Source organism: Demequina muriae, from assembly GCF_030418295.1.
GTDB lineage: Bacteria > Actinomycetota > Actinomycetes > Actinomycetales > Demequinaceae > Demequina > Demequina muriae.
The window spans coordinates 1,634,483-1,655,669 of the sequence record NZ_JAUHQA010000001.1; the positions used below are offsets into that span (position 1 = coordinate 1,634,483).

Annotated in this window: 19 protein-coding genes and 3 tRNA genes; 14 read left to right on the forward strand and 8 right to left on the reverse strand. The window is 69.8% G+C overall.

What is annotated here, in order from left to right:
• Positions 1 to 96: 96 nt before the first annotated feature.
• From htpX to QQX02_RS07660, 4 genes are all read left to right on the forward strand, one after another.
• Positions 97 to 960, forward strand: coding sequence for a zinc metalloprotease HtpX (gene htpX, locus QQX02_RS07645; RefSeq protein ID WP_301142256.1), 864 nt, complete (start codon positions 97 to 99; stop codon positions 958 to 960).
• A gap of 97 nt (positions 961 to 1,057) precedes the next feature.
• On the forward strand, positions 1,058 to 2,788 hold the full coding sequence (locus QQX02_RS07650; protein WP_301142257.1) for a thiamine pyrophosphate-dependent enzyme: 1,731 nt from the start codon (positions 1,058 to 1,060) through the stop codon (positions 2,786 to 2,788).
• A 5-nt stretch (positions 2,789 to 2,793) separates the two neighbouring features.
• A complete protein-coding gene (locus QQX02_RS07655; RefSeq protein ID WP_301142258.1) occupies positions 2,794 to 3,180 on the forward strand; it encodes a nuclear transport factor 2 family protein in 387 nt (128 codons plus the stop codon).
• Between the two features lie 65 nt (positions 3,181 to 3,245).
• Positions 3,246 to 3,857 (forward strand): DUF4395 domain-containing protein, encoded by a 612-nt coding sequence (locus QQX02_RS07660; RefSeq protein ID WP_301142259.1) that lies wholly within the window; start codon positions 3,246 to 3,248, stop codon positions 3,855 to 3,857.
• A 75-nt stretch (positions 3,858 to 3,932) separates the two neighbouring features.
• On the opposite strand, the gene QQX02_RS07665 is transcribed toward QQX02_RS07660, so the two are convergent.
• A complete protein-coding gene (locus QQX02_RS07665; protein ID WP_301142260.1) occupies positions 3,933 to 4,424 on the reverse strand; it encodes a YajQ family cyclic di-GMP-binding protein in 492 nt (163 codons plus the stop codon).
• Between the two features lie 135 nt (positions 4,425 to 4,559).
• Here QQX02_RS07665 and QQX02_RS07670 point away from each other — a divergent pair.
• Positions 4,560 to 4,641 (forward strand) — tRNA-Tyr (locus tag QQX02_RS07670).
• A 190-nt stretch (positions 4,642 to 4,831) separates the two neighbouring features.
• Here QQX02_RS07670 and QQX02_RS07675 read toward each other — a convergent pair.
• On the reverse strand, positions 4,832 to 6,301 hold the full coding sequence (locus QQX02_RS07675; RefSeq protein WP_301142262.1) for a sugar porter family MFS transporter: 1,470 nt from the start codon (positions 6,299 to 6,301) through the stop codon (positions 4,832 to 4,834).
• A gap of 102 nt (positions 6,302 to 6,403) precedes the next feature.
• Complete coding sequence (locus tag QQX02_RS07680) at positions 6,404 to 7,693, reverse strand: winged helix-turn-helix domain-containing protein (protein ID WP_301142263.1); 1,290 nt, start codon at positions 7,691 to 7,693, stop codon at positions 6,404 to 6,406.
• Positions 7,694 to 7,778: 85 nt separating this feature from the next.
• Here QQX02_RS07680 and QQX02_RS07685 point away from each other — a divergent pair.
• The 7 genes from QQX02_RS07685 to QQX02_RS07715 all read left to right on the forward strand — a co-directional run bounded on the left by QQX02_RS07685 (position 7,779) and on the right by QQX02_RS07715 (position 11,930).
• Positions 7,779 to 7,851, forward strand: a tRNA-Thr gene (locus QQX02_RS07685).
• A gap of 58 nt (positions 7,852 to 7,909) precedes the next feature.
• A tRNA-Met gene (locus tag QQX02_RS07690) sits at positions 7,910 to 7,983 on the forward strand.
• Between the two features lie 68 nt (positions 7,984 to 8,051).
• Positions 8,052 to 8,216, forward strand: coding sequence for a 50S ribosomal protein L33 (rpmG, locus tag QQX02_RS07695; RefSeq protein WP_062131382.1), 165 nt, complete (start codon positions 8,052 to 8,054; stop codon positions 8,214 to 8,216).
• 153 nt (positions 8,217 to 8,369) lie between these two features.
• Positions 8,370 to 9,356 carry an endonuclease/exonuclease/phosphatase family protein gene (locus QQX02_RS07700; RefSeq protein WP_301142264.1) on the forward strand — a complete coding sequence of 329 codons (987 nt, stop codon included), beginning with the start codon at positions 8,370 to 8,372 and terminating at the stop codon, positions 9,354 to 9,356.
• Positions 9,357 to 9,545: 189 nt separating this feature from the next.
• Positions 9,546 to 11,000 (forward strand): NCS2 family permease, encoded by a 1,455-nt coding sequence (locus QQX02_RS07705; RefSeq protein ID WP_301142265.1) that lies wholly within the window; start codon positions 9,546 to 9,548, stop codon positions 10,998 to 11,000.
• A 37-nt stretch (positions 11,001 to 11,037) separates the two neighbouring features.
• Positions 11,038 to 11,502 (forward strand): FAS1-like dehydratase domain-containing protein, encoded by a 465-nt coding sequence (locus QQX02_RS07710; protein ID WP_301142266.1) that lies wholly within the window; start codon positions 11,038 to 11,040, stop codon positions 11,500 to 11,502.
• Positions 11,499 to 11,930, forward strand: a complete 432-nt coding sequence (locus QQX02_RS07715) for a MaoC family dehydratase (RefSeq protein WP_301142267.1) — start codon at positions 11,499 to 11,501, stop codon at positions 11,928 to 11,930. Before QQX02_RS07710 ends, QQX02_RS07715 begins: the two co-directional genes overlap by 4 nt.
• Positions 11,931 to 11,987: 57 nt before the next feature.
• Here QQX02_RS07715 and QQX02_RS07720 read toward each other — a convergent pair whose 3' ends face one another.
• A complete protein-coding gene (locus QQX02_RS07720; protein WP_301142268.1) occupies positions 11,988 to 13,028 on the reverse strand; it encodes a LacI family DNA-binding transcriptional regulator in 1,041 nt (346 codons plus the stop codon).
• A 161-nt stretch (positions 13,029 to 13,189) separates the two neighbouring features.
• Between QQX02_RS07720 and QQX02_RS07725 the strand changes: the two genes are divergently transcribed.
• Together QQX02_RS07725 and QQX02_RS07730 are read left to right on the forward strand one after the other, a co-directional pair.
• Positions 13,190 to 14,548 (forward strand): MFS transporter, encoded by a 1,359-nt coding sequence (locus QQX02_RS07725; RefSeq protein WP_301142269.1) that lies wholly within the window; start codon positions 13,190 to 13,192, stop codon positions 14,546 to 14,548.
• A 29-nt stretch (positions 14,549 to 14,577) separates the two neighbouring features.
• Entirely contained in the window at positions 14,578 to 15,648 is a 1,071-nt protein-coding gene (locus tag QQX02_RS07730; protein WP_301142270.1) for a UDP-N-acetylmuramate dehydrogenase, read from the forward strand.
• A gap of 131 nt (positions 15,649 to 15,779) precedes the next feature.
• On the opposite strand, the gene QQX02_RS07735 is transcribed toward QQX02_RS07730, so the two are convergent.
• The 4 genes from QQX02_RS07735 to QQX02_RS07750 form a co-directional block, all read right to left on the reverse strand.
• The gene (locus tag QQX02_RS07735; protein ID WP_301142271.1) at positions 15,780 to 18,320 is read right to left on the reverse strand and encodes an ABC transporter permease; all 2,541 of its coding nucleotides are present in this window, start codon (positions 18,318 to 18,320) and stop codon (positions 15,780 to 15,782) included.
• Positions 18,321 to 18,326: 6 nt separating this feature from the next.
• Complete coding sequence (locus QQX02_RS07740) at positions 18,327 to 19,070, reverse strand: ABC transporter ATP-binding protein (RefSeq protein WP_301142272.1); 744 nt, start codon at positions 19,068 to 19,070, stop codon at positions 18,327 to 18,329.
• Positions 19,071 to 19,189: 119 nt separating this feature from the next.
• Complete coding sequence (locus QQX02_RS07745; RefSeq protein WP_301142273.1) at positions 19,190 to 19,876, reverse strand: response regulator transcription factor; 687 nt, start codon at positions 19,874 to 19,876, stop codon at positions 19,190 to 19,192.
• Complete coding sequence (locus QQX02_RS07750; protein ID WP_301142274.1) at positions 19,873 to 21,168, reverse strand: sensor histidine kinase; 1,296 nt, start codon at positions 21,166 to 21,168, stop codon at positions 19,873 to 19,875. The genes QQX02_RS07745 and QQX02_RS07750 overlap by 4 nt, the downstream gene beginning before the upstream one ends.
• Between the last annotated feature and the right edge of the window lie 19 nt (positions 21,169 to 21,187).

The following is a 21,187-nucleotide window of genomic DNA, read 5'->3' on the forward strand; positions in this document are numbered from 1 at the left end:
GTCCTTGGTGACCCCGCGACTCCCTGCGTCGCGATGGGAACCCGGCCCGAGCATCGGCCGTTCTCCCTTCGCGACCGATGTGAGGGAAGGAGAACCGTGTCAGGCAAGTACTTCAATGGCGTGAAGACCGCAGGTCTGTTCATCGTGCTGTGGGCCGTGCTGCTCGGCGTCGGCTCCTTCGTGGGCGGTGGGCAGTTCATCTGGGTCTTCGCGGCTCTCGGCGTCGCCGGCACCGCGTACGGCTACTGGAACTCGGACAAGCTCGCCATCAAGGCGATGCACGCGCGCCCGGTGACCGAGGTGGAGCAGCCAGCCATGTACCGCATCGTGCGGGAGCTCTCCGCCGAGGCGAACCAGCCCATGCCCCGCCTCTACGTGTCGCCCACGCAGGCCCCGAACGCCTTCGCCACGGGACGCAACCCCAGCAATGCGGCGGTGTGCTGCACCGAGGGGATTCTCGGCCTGCTGAACGAGCGCGAGCTGCGGGGCGTCCTGGGCCACGAGCTCATGCACGTGTACAACCGCGACATCCTCATCGGGTCGGTGGCGGCGGCGTTCGCGGGCATCATCACCGCGATCGCCCAGATGCTGTTCTTCTTCGGCGGCGGGAACTCGCGTGACAACCCGCTGGGACCCATCGGCATGCTCGCGATGCTGTTCCTCGCGCCCATCGCCGCCGCGCTGATCCGGATGGCGATCTCCCGCACCCGCGAGTACGACGCGGACGAGGACGGCGCGACGCTCACGGGCGACCCGCTCGCGCTCGCCTCGGCCCTGCGCAAGCTCGAGCGAGGCACCAAGGCCAAGCCGCTGCCGCAGGACGCTGCGCTCGAGAACGTGTCGCACATGATGATCGCGAATCCCTTCTCCGGCGCCGGCATGGCGAAACTGTTCGCGACGCACCCGCCCATGGACGAACGCGTGGCTCGGCTCGAACGGATGGCGGGCCGCCCTCTCTAGGCCGTGGAATGCGCCCCCCTTTGCCGTGCGTTGGCATAGAAGGGCGCGGATGGTCGCCAGCCCGGTGGCTCCTCCCGTCTCACTGAGAGGAGTCCCGATGACCCGCACGATCGCAGGAACCATCGTTCACGCGCTCGCCGAGCACGGGGTGACGCAGGTGTGGGGCGTGGTGGGCGACGCGCTGAACCCCTTCACCGAGGCGATGCGGCACGAGGACCGGCTCGAGTGGATCGGGGTGCGGCACGAGGAGACGGCCGCGTTCGCCGCTGGTGCTCAGTCGCAGCTCACCGACCGCATCGGCGTCTGCATGGGAACCGTGGGGCCCGGTTCGCTGCACCTGCTCAACGGGTTGTATGACGCGAAGAAGTCGCACGCCCCCGTGCTCGCGATCTGCGGTCAGGTTCCCACGGCCGAGATCGGCACAGACTACTTCCAAGAGGTCCACAACGACCGCGTGTTCGCGGACGTCGCGGTGTGGAACCAGACGCTGACCTCGCCCGAGCAGCTGCCGCAGATGCTGGTCCAGGCGATCACCGCGGCGTATTCGCAGCGCGGCGTCGCCGTGCTCACGGTCCCTGGCGACGTGGGTGAGCTCGAGCTCGACGCCGACGTTCCCGAACTGTCCTTCGCACGCCCCCACCGTCAGTCCGAACCGGTCGAGGAGTCGCTCGCCGCCGCCGCAGCAGCACTGAACGGCGCCGAGCGCGTGACCATGCTCGTGGGCCGCGGCGCGGAGCATGCGCGCGATCAGACGCTCGCCGTGGCCGAGCGGCTGCAGGCGCCGATGGTCGTCACGCTGAAGGGCAAGAGCGGCTTCGACGGCGACCACCCGTATGGCGTGGGCCAGGCAGGGCTGCTCGGCAATCCCGGAGCGGCCGATGCGCTCGCCGACTGCGATGCGCTGCTCATGGTCGGCACCGACTTCCCGTACCGAGACTTCTACCCGACCGATGCGACGGTGGTCCAGATCGACCGCGCGGCCACCCACGTGGGGCGTCGCGTCACGGTCGACGTGCCGGTGGTGGGTGATGCGGGCGATGCGCTCACCGCGCTGCTCCCGAGGCTCGCGGGCGACCGCGACTCTTCTCACCTCGACGCCGCCGTGAAGTCGTACGACTCGTGGCGCGAGCGCCAGCGCTCGGTCGCGGACCCCGACTACGAGAAGTCCGGGGTGGTGGCCAAGGTGCGCGCGAAGTTCGACAACCCCGATGATCGGATCCGACCCGAGGCGCTCGCGGCAGCCGTGGATCGGCACGCCCCCGACGACGCGGTGTTCACCGTGGACACCGGAATGTCGACGGTGTGGCTCGCCCGGTTCGTCGAGATGCGTGCTGGCCGGGAGCTCATCGGCTCGTTCAACCTGGGCTCGATGGCCAACGCGCTGCCGCAGTCGCTCGGCGCCCAGGCGCTGGACCGGTCGCGCCGCGTGGTGTCCATGAGCGGCGACGGTGGGCTGATGATGCTGCTGGGCGACCTGCGCACCGCGGTGACGCACCGACTGCCCGTCGTCGTGGTCGTGTTCGACAACGCGTCGCTGGGCATGGTGCAGCTGGAGCAGCAGCAGGGCGGGCTGCCGTCCTTCGGCACCGAGCTCGACAATCCGGACCTCGCCGCGGTCGGCACCGCGATGGGTCTCGCGTCGAGGCGCGTGGAGGAGCCGGGAGATCTGGACGCTGCGCTCGCATGGGCCTTCTCGCACGACGGCCCTGTGCTGCTCGACGTCATCACCAACCCCGACGAGATCTCGGTCCCGCCCCATCCGAAGGTCTCGCAGGCGTGGGGATACGCGGTCGCCAAACTCACTGAGGGCATCGAGAGCAGGAGATGAGGATCATGAGAACGCAGGAGGAGCAGGAGCTGGTCGCACTCGAACGAGACGGCTGGGAGGCACTCACCAGCGGGCATGCCAGGGAGTTCTACGATGACGTGCTCGCGAGCGAGGCAGTCATGGTGTTCCCGTTCGGCGTGATGGAGCGCGACGACGCCATCGACGGCATGGCGGAGTCCCGCCGATGGCAGGACTACGAGCTCGAGGACGTCACCGTCCACGACCTCGGCGAGGGGCTGGCCGTGGTCGCGTATCGCGTCCGGGCGCGCCGGGTCGAGGAGCCGCCCTTCGAGGCGATGCTGTCGAGCACCTATGTGCGCTCGAGCGACGGCTGGCAGATGATGCTGCACCAGCAGTCGCCATCGGCAGTGAGGGTCCTCAGCGGTCGTTGACGGACGGCAGGTCCCCTCCCCCTCGCCGCGTCGAGAGCAGATACCCCTAGGGGTATCATCATCGGATGCAGACGCAATCAGACCACGACCCACTCGTCGTCGGCCAATGGGTGGAAGGCATCGACGAGCCGGTGGCGAACGAACGTGCCGTCAGGGCATCGGCGGGCATTCTGTTCATCGGAGGGTTCGCAGCCTGGCTCTGGGGTGTCATCACCGGTGACCTTCAGCCCATGCGCCTCTTCGGCATCGTGTTCGCAGTGGAGATGATGCTCCGCCTGTACATCGGGACGGCCCTCACTCCGACCCTTGTCATCGGGACGCTGATCACTCGTCCCCAGCGGCCAGAGTGGGTGGAGGCTCGGTCCAAGCGCCTGGCGTGGCAACTCGGCTTGGGCATGTCGCTCGCCGGGTGCTTCAGTCTCGGGTGGCTGGGGCTGCCCGCCATCGTCGCGCAGGTGATCTGCGGGCTCTGTCTGCTCCTGCTCTACGTGGAGACCGCGTTCGGGATCTGCGTCGGCTGCCTCCTCGCGCAACGATTCGCGCGCCAGAAGCCGCAGCTGTGCGCCGGCGACACCTGCGCCTACACGCCGCCGCCACGAGGCACGCAGCACTCGGTTCTGAGCGAGCGGTGGACCGGCGACCTCCGGGCCGGCGACCCCCAGACCGGTGACCGATAGTCCACGCGATCGCCGCAATCGCGGCGCGAGGCGGATGGCGGCCAGTGAGGAAGGGTCCGTCGTCGGCGGCGTCCGCTAGCGGTAGTTGACGAACTGCAGGTCCACGTCGACGTCGGCGCCCTTGAGCAGCTGGATCGCGACCTGCAGGTCGTCCCGCGACTTCGACTGCACGCGCAGCTCGTCGCCCTGGATCTGCGACTTCACCGTCTTGGGGCCTTCCTCGCGAAGCAGCTTGCCGAGCTTCTTGGCAGTCTCCTGGGTGATGCCCTCCTTGAGGTCCGCGACGAGGCGGAACTCCTTGCCGGACGGGACAGGGTCGCCGTACTCGAGCGACTTCATCGAGATCCCGCGCTTCGCGAGCTTGGCGATCAGCACGTCGAGCACCGCCTTGACGCGCTCCACCGAGTTGGCCTTCATGAGGATCGCGTCGCCGGTGAACTCGATGGACGCGCCCACGCCGCGGAAGTCGTAGCGCTGGTTGATCTCCTTGTGCGCCTGGTTGAGCGCGTTGTCGACCTCCTGGCGGTCGATCTTGCTCACCACGTCGAAGCTGCTGTCGCCTGCCATGGATCCTCCTCGGGGTCGGGGCGCGCACGGCGCCGTTGCGTCTCGGTCGCGATCCGCGTCGCACAGGTTCGCGCCGCAGTCCGTTCTCTTGCTATCCTTCCATGCGCGCCGCGTTCGTTTCGGACGAGGCGCCGCGGCAGGTTGCCCGAGCGGCCAAAGGGAGCTGACTGTAAATCAGCCGTCATCGACTTCGGGGGTTCGAATCCCTCACCTGCCACGCGAGGCCCGGCCATGTGCCGGGCCTTTCGTGTTCGCCCGTCACGTCCTGTCCGGCACTGGTTGACCCCTCTGGGACGTCTCGCGCCGCTGTCCGGCACTCATGTCCCCGCGATGCCGGACAGGACGTCGCGATCGCGCGTAGGCGGCAATGAGTGCCGGACAGGAGAACCTGGGCGCCGTGCCGTGCCTCAGCTGCGAGTCGACTCCACGAACTTGCCGCGCTTGACGTGCACGTCGGCGTCCATGTCCTCGAGCTCCATGCCCTTGGTCTCCGGCACACGGAAGTACACGAACACCAACGACAGCAGCGCCATCGACGTGTAGAACCCGTACGCGAACGTGAGCCCGATCGAGGCGAACGACGGGAAGGACACGGTGATGGCCCAGTTGGCGATCCACTGCGCGGCGGCGGCCACGGCGAGCGCCGATGCGCGGATGCGGTTCGGGAACATCTCACCCAGCAGCACCCACACCACGGGTCCCCAGGTGGCGCCGAAGAACACCACGAAGGCGTTCGCGCCGATCACGGCTGCGGTGCCCCACGACCCTTCGAAGTCGGTCACCTCGCCATCGCCGTCCGTGATGGCCTGCGAGAACGCGAGGGCCATCAGCCCCAGTGACGCGGTCATGCCCGTCGAGCCGATCAGCAGCAGCAGGCGACGGCCGATCTTGTCGACGAGCAGAATCGCGACGATCGTCACGACGATGTTCGTGACGGAGGTGATGGTCGACGTCAGGAATGCCTCGGACTCCTCGAAGCCCACGGACCGCCACAGGGTGTTCGAGTAGTAGAAGATCACGTTGATGCCCACGAACTGCTGGAACACGGACAGCAGGATGCCGGTCCAGACGATGGGCTTGAGCCCCAGGGCATGGCCGCGCAGGTCTCGCAGGGTCTGCTTCTCCTCGCGGTGCAGCGAGTCCTCGATCTCCTTGATCTTGGAGTCGACGTCCTCGACCCCGGTGAACAGGCGGAGCACTTCCGCAGCCTCGGCGTCCTTGCTCTGGCCGACGAGGTATCGGGGGGACTCAGGCAGGCGCAGCGCCGCGATGCCGTAGATGATCGCAGGGATCGCCTCGGCCATGAACATCAGTCGCCACGCCTCGATGCCGAACAGCCACTCCTCCGCCGCGCCGCCGGCCGCGTCGGCGAACAGCTGACCGGTGAGCAGGGCCGCAAAGATGCCCATGACGATGGCGAGCTGCTGGAGGGAACCGAGCCGGCCGCGGAACTTCGACGGCGACACCTCGGCGATGTATGCGGGGGCGATGACCGACGCGGCGCCGACGGCCAGACCGCCGAGGATCCTCCACAGGATCAGGTCCCAGATGCCGATGGCGAGACCGGAGCCCACTGCGGAGACGAAGAAGAAGATGGCGGCGATCAGCATCACGCGGATGCGGCCGTACTTGTTCGCGATGGTGCCGGCGAACCACGCGCCGACCGCGCAGCCGAGCAGTGCCGAGGCCACCGCGAAGCCGGTGAACGCGGCGGACAGGTCGAACTCTCCCTCGATCGACTCGACGGCGCCATTGATGACCGACGAGTCGAAGCCGAAGAGGAACCCGCCGAGTGCGGCGCCGATGCTGATGGCGACGACGCGGCGATTGAGCCGACTGCCGGCGCGCGGTGCGGGTGTGGGTGAGGTGCTCGTCATTGGGGGCCTCTCGTCGGGACGGGGATAGCGACGTGTCTCATATGCGACCTTTCGCCACACTAACCCCGGTACGGGAGCAATGCCGAGCGGTGGCCGCGGCGGTCACAACGCCGGAGCGAGGTCTCCCATTCCGGTGACGGTCCAGGTATCCAGCCCCAGCCACCCCGCCATCGCGTCCAGTTCGGCCGCCGCCGCCTCGGCCACGACGCCGCGGGACAGGGCCCGTGAACCGGGTGCGCGGCCAGGCTCGTGCCAGGCCGCCTGCACCCGCAGGACACCAGCCTGGCGATCGGCCTTGAGGTCCAGCCGACCGACGATGCGGTCGCCCACCAGCAGCGGCAGACAGTAGTAGCCGTACACGCGCTTGGGGGCGGGAGTGTAGATCTCGATGCGGTAGTCCACGCCGAACATGCGCAGCAGTCGCGGCCGGTACCAGCACACCGGATCGAAGGGGCTGAGCAGCGCCCGGCCGGTGGCCCGGCCAGGATCGCGCGCGGCCCGATGGCCCGGCGGCGCCGATGCTGAGCCGTCGACCGCGATCAGCGCGGGCGCGTCCCACCCTTCCACCTGAGTCCACGCCGCGAGTCCGCGCTCGACGGCCGAAGCCGCCCACACGGCGCCACCCGCGACGTCGGGAGTTCGGGCCCCAGCCGCGTAGGGAAGTCGGAAGTGATCGCACAGGTCCTTCACGGTGCCGATGCCGGTGGCGGACAGGGCGCGATCGAACAGCGCTTGGCGCGCCTCACCGGCTGGCACTCCCCACTCGCCCTCCTCGGCCGCGGAGAGCCCCCAGCCGCGCATCGGCGCGTCGTAGGTCCGCGTGAAGTGGCGGCCTCGCGAGGCCGCGACAGCGCCGGTGATGAACAGGTACTCCAGCGCCTCCTTCACATGGCCGTGATCCCACCACGAGCCCCGCGCCTCGGCCCGGGGCGCCAGGTGCTCGAGATCGCTGGCCACGACAGGCCCGTGTGCGTCCACCGCGGCCCGCACCGCGTCCAGCAGGCCGGGCCGCTCGGCTTCGAGCTGGTCCCGCCGGCGCACCTTCCAGTTGGACGCTCCCACCATGCGATGGTGCAGCAGCGGCAGCATGTCTCGGGGCATGACCGAGGCCTCATGACCCCAGTGCTCGAAGGCGTGCGCGGAGTGCCCGCGCTCGTCACCCCAGAGGTACGCGTCGAGATCCGCGGGCGCGTACGCGCCGAGACGCGAGTACAGCGGCAGGTAGTGGGCGCGCGCGAGGACGTTGACGGTGTCGAGCTGGAGCACGCCCTGACGGTTCAGGTAGCGGTCGAAGTCGGAGGCACGGGCGCGCCGCGATGGCGTGCGCCGGGCCAGGCCTTGGGCGTCGAGGAACACCCGGCGTGCCTCGGCGGCGCTGAGCTGTAGGGTCACGTGAGTCACGATATCGGCGGCCTCCGACGGTGGCCCGCGGCCAATTTCACAAGCACTCTGTGTGGCGTGTATTCTTGACCGGCTTGCCCCGATAGCTCAGTCGGCAGAGCGTTTCCATGGTAAGGAAAAGGTCCAGGGTTCGATTCCCTGTCGGGGCTCTGAGAAATGCTTGATCGTCGCTCCTCTCGCGAGGGGCGATGGTCGAGCAATTCTCGCGGCGGGGTAGCTCAGGTGGTTAGAGCACACGACTCATAATCGTGGGGTCGCGGGTTCGAGTCCCGCCCTCGCTACGAGACAGGCGCATCGCCTGTCACCGCGCCTGCCAGGCGCGTCATCACAAGGCTGGGAGCACACCCCCATGGCAAAGAACGACGTTCGTCCGAAGATCACGCTCGCGTGCACCGAGTGCAAGAACCGGAACTACATCACGCGCAAGAACCGTCGCAACACCCCCGACCGGGTGGAGCTCGCCAAGTTCTGCCGGAAGTGCGGCAAGCACACCCCGCACCGCGAGACGCGCTGACACAAACTCGTCACCGAACGCCCGTTCCCTCGTCCGAGGGGGCGGGCGTTCGTCGTTCCCCGACGACTCCTCCCGGCGGCCGATGCGCGGGCTGAGCCCGCGGGACAGCGCGGCTCCGGCGCCGGCGAGCGCCTGCGTGCGACACTCCTGACCATGACGACGACGGGCGGCCTCGCCCTTGACGCCGCGCCGCGGCCGTCCGCCCTCCGACGCACGATGCGGGCGCTGGCCGCCATCGCGCTCGTGGGCGTCGCCGTGCCCGTCGCGGCCCGGCTGCTCGGCTGGGAGCCCGGCCCGGTCGCGATCCTGGTGGCTCTCATGCCGTGGGTGACGCTCGCCGCGGCCGTTCCACTGGTGCTGGCCGCGCTGGCACGTGCGTGGTGGCTGCTGGCCGCATCGGCCGTGGTCGCGTCGTCGTGCGTCGTCTGGATGGTGCCCTTGTACGTCGGCGCGCCTGCGCCGCCGGCAGGCGAGGAGTTCACGGTCGCGAGCGTGAGCATGACGTTCGGCGGCGCCGACGCCACCGAGGTGGTCCAGCTGGTGCGAGACCATCAGGTCGACGTGCTGGCGCTCCAGGAGCTGACTCCCGAGGCCGCCGTGGCGCTGCGCAGCGCCGGGCTCGACGCGGAGCTCCCCCACAGCCGGGCCTATCCCGAGCCTGGCTTCACGGGAACCGGCGTGTGGTCGCGGCTGGGGATCTCCGACGGTCGTGCGATCGAGGGCACCACCTCGCGCACGGTGCAGGTGGTGGTCGACGCGGAGTCCGGTCCACTGACCGTGCTGGCGCCGCATCCGGCCGCCCCCGGTCTCTTCGCGCACAGTGCGTGGAGCGCAGACCTCGCCGCGCTCGAGGCGTCCGTGGCCGGGATCGACGGCCCGCTGCTCGTGCTCGGCGACCTCAACATGACGCGCGATCACCGGGCGTTCCGGGATCTCGAGTCCGCCGGTCTGGCCGATGCGGCGACGCAGGCGGGAGCGGGCTTCTCGCCGACGTTCCCGCAGGGCAGGCGTCCGTTCCCGATCGCCGCCATCGACCACGCCCTGGTCCGAGACGCGCCACTGACGGCGGTGCAGGTGAGCACCGCGGCGGTGTCCGGCGCCGATCACCGCGCGCTCGTCGTCACCTACGTGACCCCGTAGCCGCAAGGTGTCGCGGGGGGCGCTAAGGTATCCCCGTTCGAACCGCGCTGTCGATCCCACGATCGCGCTGCACGCGGGTGTGCGGCGCCGGTCCCCACCGCAGCGGCTGGGGTTCGATCGCTCTGCGCCGCGATCGGCGGTGCGGCACATGACGCACACACGCGCACTCGTGCGCAGACAAGGGGACACGTGACCACCACCACCCAGCGCACCGGCATCGCCGGACGCCTCGACTCCTACTTCGAGATCACTGCACGCGGGTCCACCCTCGCTCAGGAGATCCGGGGCGGGCTCACGACCTTCTTCACGATGGCGTACATCGTGGTGCTGAACCCGCTGATCATCGGCACGGTGGCGGACGGCGACGGGGCCTTCCTCGGTGGAGGCAGCGAGCCCAACCTTCCCTTGGTGGCGGCCGCGACGGCGCTGGTGGCGGGACTGCTGTCGATCATGATGGGCGTGTGGGCGAGGTTCCCGCTCGCGATGGCGGCGGGACTCGGGCTGAACGCGTTCGTCGCGTACGGCATCGCGTCGCGCGCCGGCATGTCCTGGCCGGAGGCGATGGGCTTCGTGGTGATCGAGGGCGTCGTCATCCTCGTGCTGGTGATGACGAACTTCCGCAAGGCCGTCTTCGCCGCCGTGCCCACGTTCCTCAAGCAGGCGATCGCGGTCGGCATCGGCCTCTTCCTCGCGTTCATCGGCCTGTACGACGCCGGCATCGTGCGCGTCGGCAGCGGCACCCCCACGCAGTTCGGCGACGGCGGCTACATCTCCACGTGGCCCATGGTCGTGTTCGTGGTGGGCCTGTTCACCGCGATCGTGCTGATGGTCAAGAAGGTGCGCGGCGCGCTGCTGATCTCGATCGCCGTCGCGACCGTCCTCGCCGTCGTCATCGAGGCGACCATGTCCCTGGGCTCCACCCAGGACAACCCCGACGGCTGGGCGCTGGTGGTCCCGGCGCTTCCCGACGCGGCCGTGTCGATGCCCGACTTCTCGCTCGTCGGCCAGGTCGACCTGTTCGGGGGCTTCACGTCGCTCCCGGTGCTCACCGCCCTGCTGCTGATCTTCTCCCTGCTGATCGCCGACTTCTTCGACACCATGGGCACCATGACCGCCGTCGGTGCCGAGGCGGGTCTGAACGACGAGGAGGGCACCCCGCCGCGCAGCCAGCAGATCCTGCTGGTGGACTCCGTCGGCGCCGCCGCGGGTGGCCTCGGCTCGGTCTCGTCGAACACCTCCTACATCGAGTCGGCGGCCGGCGTGGGCGACGGCGCTCGCACAGGCCTCGCCTCGGTGATCACGGGCATCGCGTTCCTGCTGTCGACGTTCCTGACGCCGCTGTACGCCCTGGTGCCCTTCGAGGCCGCCACGCCGGTGCTGGTGGTGGTGGGGTTCCTGATGGTGTCGCAGGTGGCGGGCATCGACTGGAAGGACTACCGCATCGCGATCCCCGCCTTCCTGACGATGATCCTGATGCCGTTCGGGTACTCGATCTCGGTGGGCATCGGCGTGGGGTTCATCTCGTTCGTGCTGCTGCAGGTGGCCTCGGGCAGCGCGCGCAAGGTCCACCCCCTGATGTGGGGCGCCGCGGGGGCGTTCGTCCTGTACTTCGCGCTGGGTCCGATCACCGCGCTGCTCGGCTGACCTCGGCCCACTGCGGCTGGTTCGCTAGGCTGGCACCGTGTCAGTGAACAGCGAAGCAGTGGGCCGCAGCTATGGCCCGTTCGAACCCTACGAGGTGACTCGGGTCAAGATTCGGGAGTTCGCCGACGCGGTCGACGCCTTCTCGGGCGCGCACCGTGACGTCGCGGTCGCCCGGGCAGAGGGATACGCCGACGTCGTCGCGCCCACCACCTTCGCGGTGGTGATCGCCCAGCAGGCAGAGTTCCACGTCGTCACCGACCCCGAGGTCGGGGTGGACTTCTCCCGCGTGGTGCACGCCGAGGAGCGGTTCACGCACGTGCGGCCGCTCGTCGCGGGCGACGTCGTCATGACCACCGTGCACATCGACGCCATCAAGCAGCGCGCAGGGATCTCGATGGTCACCACGCGGTCGGAGATGGTCGACCTGGACGGCGCCCCGGTCTCGACCGTGGTGAGCACGCTCGCTGTCAGGGAGACCCAGGATGAGGGTGAGACGCAGTGACCGAGTCGACGAGCCCCAGCTTCGCCGGGCTGGAAGTGGGCCAGGTGGTCGCGGAGCGCGAGATCGCCCTCACGCGAGCGTCCCTGGTGCGCTACGCGGGAGCCTCGGGTGACTTCAACCCGATCCACTACAACGACGTGGTCGCCGTCGAGGTGGGGCTCCCGGGCGTGATCGCGCACGGAATGCTCACCATGGGCGTCGCCGCGTCCGTGGTCGAGGAGTGGGGCGGGGCGGGCAATGTCTCCGACTTCCAGGTCCGATTCACCCGGCCCATCCCGGTGCCGAACCCCGGCGAGGCGACCGTGTCCGTGACCGCGCGCATCGGCGCTCTCGACGAGGAGCGCCGCACCGCGCGCGTCGACCTCACGGTGCAGCACGGCGACGTCAAGGTGCTCGGCAAGGCGCAGGCGCTGGTCGACTGCGCTTAGCGCTGCCGACGCACTAGTGCGGGCGCTCGCCTGCGGAACGGGGCCCCGGCGAGAGAATCAGCGCTCGGTGTTCACCGGCGCCGTCGAGGTGCCGATCCGGACCTCGAGCGGCATCCACACCTGCGATGGGGTCTCGCCGGCCAGCAGCTCCTTGACCTCCGCGGCCATGGCCCGGCCCTTCTCCACGCCGTCCTGATAGACGGTCGTGAGCTCGAGCGGTGCCAGCCAGGGCAGATCGATGCCATCGAAGCCGGTGATCGAGACGTCGTGCGGGACCTTGAGATCGAGCTCGCGGGCCGCGAGCACCGCGCCGGCGGCAAGGATGTCCGACTGCGCCACGATCGCCGTGGGACGCGACTCGTGGGTGAGCGCCAGGTGGCCGGCCGCGATGCCCTCCGCGACCATCGACTCGCGCGCCTCGACCACCACGCACGGCTCGACTCCCGCGTGCCGGAACGCTTCGAGGCGGTTGTGCATGGGCGCCCAGGTGGACTGCGGCATGTAGTCGTTCGGCCGCAGTGCGGTCTCGTGTCCCGGTCCGTGCGGCAGCGTGATGGTGCCGATCCGCTCGTGCCCCAGCGACTGCAGGTGCTCGATGAGCTGCACCGTCGCGCTGGTGTCGTCGATCGACACCTGGCCGGCTCCGGGCGGAGCGTCGCCGTCCATCACCACGAACGGCACGGAGCGCTTGCGCAGCAGCTCGAGGGCGGGGTCGTCGTGGTCGCGGACCCGGAACACCACGGCGGCGTCCATCGGCGCCGTGGCGAGCAGCGACTTCTCACCGTTCTCTGCCGGTGGGGTGGGCAGCAGCAGCACGCCCAGTCCCATCTCGCCCAGCTCGGAGATCAGCCCGTCCATCACGTTCAGGATGAGCGGCGCGCGGAAGGCGAGCGTGAAGGCATCGTGGATGACCACGCCGACCACATGGGTGCGCCCGGAGCGGAGGGCCCGTGCCTGGGCGGAGGGTCCGGCGTATCCGAGCTCCTCCGCTGCCCGCTCGACCCTCGCCTTCATGGCGGGGGAGATGGGGCCCGCTCCTGAGTACGCGAGCGAGACTGTCGACAGCGACACGCTCGCCTTCGAGGCCACGTCGGCCATCGTCGGTCGTCTTCTCGCAGACACGTCGCTCCTCAGGGTTTTTGCGCTGGCATCAGCGTAGTCGCACAATGGTGTCGCGGGCGCTGCGCAGGCGGCGGGCGCCGCGCGTGGCGCCGATGGTGGCGCGACCGGCGCCGTGCGCCGTTCTCAGACAGGAAGTCATGCCCTTCACCTTCGGCCACGAGCCGACTACCAGCCCGGACGCGGCGCGCGTGCGATCGGCTCGCTTCGCGGTGCTCGGCCTGTTCGCGATCATGGGCGCGATGCTGTCGACGTTCCTGTCGCGCGTGCCATCGATCCGCGACCTGCTCGACGTGAGCGTCTCCGGCCTCGCCAACCTCATCGTCTTCGGCGCCTTCGGCGCGCTCGCCGGGCTGCTCGTGACGGGGTGGTCGGCCGCCAAGTTCGGCACCCGCGCGCTCTTGTGGTGGTCGAGCTTCGCGCACCTGGGAGCCTTCACCCTCGTCGCCGTGTCCACCCTCGTCGAGTCCCGGCCGATGTTCGCGATCGGACACTTCATCGTCTCCTTCTCCTTCGCGTTCACGAACGTCGCGATGAACGCGGAGGCGGCCGAGGTCGAGCGCCGCATGGGGCGCGCGGTGATGCCGCAGTTCCACGGCGCGTTCTCGATCGGAATGGCGGGCGCCCTTGGCGTCGGTGCCGTAGTGTCGCACGCCGGCATCGCGCCGGTGTGGCACTTCATCGCCGCAGCCCTGGTGCTCACGGCGATCCGCCTCGCGATCATCCCCACGGCCACGATTGACGGCCGCCCGGCGCCCGATGCAGGAGAAGTCTCGCTCGGTGGGCCGTTCGCCACCGCGCGCGCCGAGTATCGGGACCGTCGAGTGCTGCTGATCGGAGTGATCCTGTTCGCGGCGTCGATGACGGAGATGACGGCGGCGCAGTGGATGGCGCTCGCTGTCGTCGACGACTTCGAGATGCCCGAGGCCGTCGGCGACCTCATGTACTGGGTGTTCGTCGCGGCCATGGTGTCCGTGCGCTGGTACGGCGCTCCGATCATCGCCCGCTTCGGACGGGTGGTGGCCCTCCGGGCGAGCGCCATCTCGGTCGTGAGCGGCCTGCTGCTCTTCGCGCTCACCCCCGTGTTCTGGCTCGTGCCCCTCGCGGCCGCGCTGTGGGGCGTGGGCGCGGCGCTGGGCGTGCCCATCGGCTTCTCTGCCGCGGCGGACGAGCCCCGCCGTGCTGCGGCGCGCGTCGCGGCGGTCGCCTCCTTCTCCACCATCGCCGGACTGATGGTGCCGCCGCTCATCGGCTACTTGGGCGAGGTGGTCCCGCTCAGCGTCGCGCTGCTGGTGGTGGCCGTGGCCTCGACCGCCTCGTTCGTGCTGGCGCGCGCGGTCCGCAAGGACGGCGCACTGTTCGGCAGCCGCAGCGCGAGGCTGCGCAGGGTGGGCTCGGCGCGCCTCGGGCAGGGGGACGCGGACATGGATGAGCCCGTCGTGGCGCCCGGCGCCACCACCTCGACGGGTGCACCCGACGCACCCGTCCGGGGCGACTGAGCGCCGCCGGGCCCGGATACGCTGAGCGCATGACACGCCTCGCGGACCTCACCACCCTGCGCGTGGGCGGGCCCGTGGGGCGGCTGGTGGAGGCCGGCTCCGAGCGCGACCTCATCGACGCCGTCCGCGACGCCGACCGCGCAGGCGAGCCGGTGCTCGTGCTCGGCGGAGGGTCGAACCTGCTCGCAGGTGACGACGGCTTCGCTGGCGTGGTGGTGCGGGACGCGCGCTCCGAGCTGTCGGTGCAGGACGACGGCATGTGCGGCGGGGTGTCGATCACGGCGACCGCTGGCATGCGCTGGGACGACGTGGTGAGCCGCGCGGTGCACGAGGGCTGGGTCGGCATCGAGTCGCTGTCGGGCATCCCGGGGTCGACGGGGGCCACCCCCGTCCAGAACGTGGGCGCCTATGGCGCCGAGGTCTCCGATGTGATCGCCCTGGTGAGAGTCTGGGACCGGCTCGAGGAGCGGGTGCGCTCCCTGGCTCGCATCGACTGCGGGTTCGGGTATCGCGACTCCGTGCTCAAGCGGTCGATGCGCGGTCTGGCTCCCGATGGCGGCGTGTGGCATCCCACCCCGAGGTATGTCGTGCTCGACGTGACCTTCCAGATGCGACAGGGGACCCGCTCGGGGCCGATTCGCTACGCGCAGCTCGCCGACGCGCTCGGCATCGCTCCCGGCGAGCGCGCCCCCATCGACGCGGTCCGCGAGGCGGTGCTGCGCGTGCGCGGCGCCAAGGGGATGGTGCTTGACGACGCCGATCCCGACACGTGGAGCGCGGGCTCGTTCTTCACCAACCCGGTGCTCACGGCCGATGCGGCGGCGGGGCTGCCCGAGGAGGCCCCGTGGTACCCGGCCGTCGACGGCGCCGTGAAGACCTCGGCGGCATGGCTCATCGAGCAGGCAGGCTTCTCGCGCGGCTTCGCGTCGCCTGGCTCCGCCGCCGCGGTGTCCACCAAGCACACCCTCGCGCTGACGAACCGCGGTGGGGCCACGGCCGGAGACGTCGCCGCGCTGGCGCGCACCGTGCGCGACGGGGTCCGCGACCGCTTCGGGATCACGCTGGTCCCCGAACCCGTGCTGCTCGGCGTCGACCTGTAGTCCGTCCGCCCTTGCCCGTCTGCCCCGAGCGGACGGCATAGCCCTCCGCTTGCCTCGTGCATCCACGACGAAGGGCCGATGCGCGCTCGGGCGAGCGCGCATCGGCCCTGTGGCGTCCGTGCCGGGATTCGCTACCCGTCGGTGGCGATGGCCTTCAGGATGTCGAGCCGCGAGGCGCGCCATGCCGGCCAGATGGCCGCCACGACTCCCGCGATCGCGGCCAGCACCGTGTAGATCACGAGCCATACCCACGGAATCGTGACGCCGTCGAAGCCGAAGTCCTCGAGCGCAAGCACCAGGGCAGTGCCGAGCGACACGCCCAGGATCATGCCGAGGATGGTGCCGAACACCGCCATCACCATGGATTCGACCGTGATCATGCGCCACACGGAGCTGCGCTTGAGGCCGACGGCCCGCAGCAGTCCGATCTCCCTGGTGCGCTCGGTCACCGATAGGAGCAGCGTGTTCGCCACGCCCAGGATCGCGATCACCAGCGCGCTGCCCAGCAGGGCGGAGATGACGCCCAGGAGCAGGTCGATGAACTGGTTGGCGAACTGCTCGAGGGCGCCCGGCTGCTGCAGGGTCACCAGCGGGAAGTCCTCGGCGAGCGCGTCCTGGAGCGCCGTCTGGGCCTCATCGACGTCCATGGCATCGTCGAGCACCACCATGGCTTGGACGATGTCGACCTCGCCGAACAGCGCGCGGCCTGTCTCCTCGTCCACCCAGAAGTTGGCGTCGCCTTCGTTGAGGTAGAGCCCTGTCACGGTGAGCGCCACCTCGCCCTCAGGTCCCTCGAGCGTGATCTCGTCGCCGAGTTCGACGCCACGGTCCTGCACGCCTGGATCGATGAACACGCCGCCGTCGAGCTCGGTGAAGTCTGGATCGTTGTTGTAGTCGAATGCCGCGTCCGCGGTCTCGGGGTCGACCGTCGCGACCGGGAGCTGCTCGCCCTCGAACATCGCGGCATCAACGCCCAGGCTCGACGAGAAGTCGACGCCGTCCACGCCCTCGATCACGTCGATCGCGCCAGGGGGAACCGCACCCTGCGTCGAGAACACGAAGAAGTCTGCCTCCGTCTGCGCGAACTGGGCGGTGACCACCGTCTTGAGCGACTCGGTGAACGTCGCCACGAGGGCGAGCAGCATCACGCCGATCATCAGTGCCGCCGCAGTGTTGGCGCTCCTGCGCGGCTCGCGGCGAATGTTGTTGGCCGCCAGCTTGCCGTCCACCCCGAACATCCGGGTGAGCAGGTGCCGCAGCCCGAAGGCCATCGGCACCAGCACCTGGGCCGCGAGCAGGGTCGCCCCCAGCACCAGCAGCACCGCACCGATGCCGACGTAGATGTACGGCCGCTCGAGGCCCGCGTACAGCCCGGTGGTGATCGCGATGACGCCCACCAGAGCCAAGGCGGCGCCCACGATGTTTCGCACCTTGAGCGGCTTCTTGCCGCTGGTGGCCGACTCGCGGAGCGCCTCCATGGGAGAGATGCGGGAGGCGGTGATGGCCGGCAGCAGGGCCGAGACGAGCGTCACCAGGGTGCCGAGGCCGTAGGCCCACAGCACCGCCTCGAGCGGAAGCGTGAGAGTGCCGAAGATGTCACCGGCGAACACGCTGACGAGTCCCGCCGCGGCGAGCGCGAGCAGGTAGCCCATCGCGATGCCGATGGTGGAGGCGAGGATCGCGACCACCAGCGCCTCGAGCAGGATCATGGTCCGCACCTGGCGGCCCGTCACTCCGATCGCGCGCATCAGTCCGAACTCGCGCGTGCGCTGGGTCACGATGATGCGGAACGTGTTCACGATGATGTACGCGCCCACGAACAGTGAGATCAGCGCGAACGCGATGGCGAAGATGTCGACGTAGTTCAGGACCTCATCGAGGGACTCGGTCTCCTCGGCGGCCTTGTCCTCGCCGGTGATCGCGCGCGTGCCGTCGGGGATCACCTCGGAGACGCGGTCGACGACAGTGCCCGGGTCGGTGCCGTCGGCGACGAGCACGCTCACCTGCTGGAAGTTGGGGTCGTCGGCGAGCACGTGAGCGTCGGCATCGGTCATGAAGCCGAGCGTCGCGCCCTGCAGGCTGTTCGACTCACCGAACCGGACGGTGCCCACGAGCTCGAACTCGAACACGCCGTCGTCGGTGGCGATCCGTACCTGGTCGCCCAGGTCGTAGCCGAGCCGCGGCGCCGCATCGATGTCGAGCACGAGCTCGCCGTCGGACTCGGGGCCGCGGCCGTCGACGAGGGTCGACTGGTCGATCTCGGGAATGCCGGACCAGTTGAACAGCTGGCTCGGGGCGCCCCCGGCAGAGAACGGGTCGGTGGCGGTCTCGTCCGACTCAGGAGGCAGCACGGCCCCCGGGACCTGGATGCCGCCGATGGCGACGTCCACGCCGTCGACCCCGGCGATCGCGTCGACGTCGGCGGGCGCGAAGATGCCCTCGGTCGCGGCGAACGGGTCGCCGCCATCCGACTCGGCGACGTCGGGGTCCTCCTCGACGATGACGTCGGTGGCGGCGTAGATGTCGGAGAACAGTCCGGAGAAGCCGGATGACAGCGCGTTCGTGAAGGTGTGAGAGGCCGCGACGAGGGAGACGCCGAGTGCGACCGCGAAGGCGGTGAGCAGCAGCCGCTTGGGGTTGTGCCGAACGGACTTGAGCGCAATTCTGAACATCGCGGTCTAGTGCCCCATCTTCTTCATGCGGTCGAGCACGCGCTCGGCGGTCGGCTCGCGCATCTCATCCACGATCTGTCCGTCCTCGAGGAAGACGATGCGGTCGGCGTACGCGGCGGCGGTGGGGTCGTGGGTGACCATCACGATGGTCTGCCCGAACTCCTTGACCGCGCGGCGCATGAACGTCAGCAGCTCCGAGCCGGACCGCGAGTCGAGGTTGCCGGACGGCTCGTCAGCGAAGATGATCTCCGGCCGCGACACGAGCGCGCGAGCGACGGCGACGCGCTGCTGCTGTCCACCGGACAGCTCGGCCGGCAGGTGGGTGAGCCGGTCGCCCAGTCCCAGAATGGTGATGATCTCGTCGAACCACGCCTTGTCGACGTCGGTGCCCGAGATGTCGAGCGGGAGGGTGATGTTCTCGCGGGCGTTGAGCGAGGGGATCAGGTTGAAGGACTGGAACACGAAGCCGATGTACTTGCGCCTGACCTCGGTGATCTGCGCCTCGGAGAGCTGCGTGATGGTCGTCTCCGCGATCATGGAAGATCCGGCGGTGAGTCGGTCGAGGCCTGCGAGGGTGTGCAGCAGGGTCGACTTGCCGGAGCCGGAGGGCCCCATGATGGCCGTGAACTCGCTGCGGGCGATGTCGACGTTGATGCCGTCCAGCGCGCGCACGGCGGCCTCGCCGAAACCGTAGTCCTTGTATCCGTCGCGCATGGAAGCCGCGAGCACGGGTGCCGCCGTCGTGGTCATGGGGTGGCCTTTCGTCAGTGTGGGTCGAACAGGGATCAGTGTGCCGGTCGCGGCCGATGCGCGGATATCCCTCGTGAGGACGGTTCCGTGTGCTCGTCCTCAGGGATGACCCTGGGGGGTCACCCCTTGGGAACGACGATGCCGGATTCGTAGGCCTCGACGACGGCCTGCACGCGATCGCGCACCCCGAGCTTGGTGAGGATGTGGCTGACGTGAGTCTTGACGGTGGTGGACGACACCCACAGCTCCGAGGCGATCTCCTGGTTCGACATCCCGCGGGCGATGAGCTGGAGCACCTCGACCTCACGATCCGACAGGTCGCCGATGGCCTCGGGCGACGGCACATGCTCGCCGTCCGGACCGGTCGAGCCTGGCGTGGGGGCCACCGGCGCCGCGAAGCGCTCGATGACGCGTCGCGTCACCTCTGGTGCGAGCAGCGCCTCGCCGCCTGCCACCACCCGGACGGCATTCACGAGCGTGTCGCCGTCGGCGCTCTTGAGCAGGAACCCGGAGGCTCCCACGCGCAGCGCCTCGTACACGTACTCGTCGTCGTCGAAGGTGGTGAGGATGACGATCCGCGCGTTGGGGTGGGCGGCGATCACCTGCTCCGTCGCGGCGAGCCCGTCCATGCCGGGCATGCGGATGTCCATCAGCACCACGTCGGGCGCGTGATCGCGCACCAGCGCCTGCGCGTCGGCGCCGTCCGCGGCCTCGCCCACGATCTCGATGTCCTGCTCGGCCTCGAGGATCATGCGCAGGCCGACGCGCACCATCGCCTGGTCGTCGACCAGTCCTACTCGGATCACGTGGATGCCCCTCTCGATTCTGCGGTCCGTGCCTGCTCTCGCGACACCGAGCCCGATACCTGATCATCGCCCGATGGCAGCACCGCGTGCACCTGGAACCCGCCGCCCCGGCGCGGGCCGTGAGACAGCGCCCCGCCCAACGCCTGCACGCGCTCCGCCATGCCCGTGAGACCGTGTCCGCCCGGGAGGCGCGGGCTGTCACCCGGTGCCGCCTTGCCGTCGTCCTCGACGCTGATGTGCACGGCATCGGCCGTGCGCTTGACGATCACCTCGGCCCGCGCGCCCCGGCCCGCGTGCTTGAGCGCGTTCGTGAGCGCCTCCTGGACGATGCGGTACGCGCTGACCTCGACGCCCGCAGGGACATGCGCGGATCCCGAGATCTCGAGGGTGACGGGCAGCCCGGACTCCTGGACGTGACGCACCAGCGAGGGCAGCGCGGCGAGCGACGGCATGGGGGAGAGCCCGTCTCCGGCCGATGCGCCCGGGACGATCGCGCCGGTCGCGAGCGCGCGGTCGGTGTCGACGCGCTGGTTCGCCTCGAGCTCGGAGGCGCGCAGCACGCCGATCATGCGCTGCATCTCCTCCAGGCCGGTGCGCCCCGACGAGGCGATCGTGGACAGCGTCTCGGCCAAGTCGGGGTCGGCAGCGCCCAGTCGCCGGCGCGCGCCCTCCGCTTGGAGTGTCATCACCGTGATCTCGTGGGCCACGACGTCGTGCAGCTCGCGGGCGATTCGCGCGCGCTCGGCGCGCACGGCGTCGGTCGCGGCCTCGTAGCCGGCCTGTTCGCGGCGCGCGTGCGCCACCTCGAGCTCGCTCACGCGCTGGCGCCGTCGACGGTCACCGACGCCGATCGCGAACGGCACGATCACGGCGACCGGGATCGCGAACAGGGCACTCGTGGGCACCGCGTCGGACGACAGGGTGCCGACGGCAGTCCAGGCGAGCATCACGCCCAGCAGGGCCGCACTGTGGCGGATGGCGGTCGCGCGCGGCATGTACGACGCGATGCCGTAGATCGCGAGGAACAGCCCGAGCATCCCTGGCGTGGCCTCGTAGCCGAGCCCGACCACGACGATCCACGCGCCGCCTGTGAGCCACAGCACCGCGCGGGGGTAGCGCTGACGCCACAGCAGCGGGATGACCATCGCGACCAGCAGCGTGTAGCCGAGCGGATCGATGGGCCGGATCTCTGCGTATTGGAAGCCGGTGAGCGAGGCCGCCCACATCACGCTGAGCGCCAGCAGTCCGCCGACGACGAGCGCGTCGTTCCACCGCGGCGGCCTCAGGTCCATGAGGCCCCAGCGTAGGCGC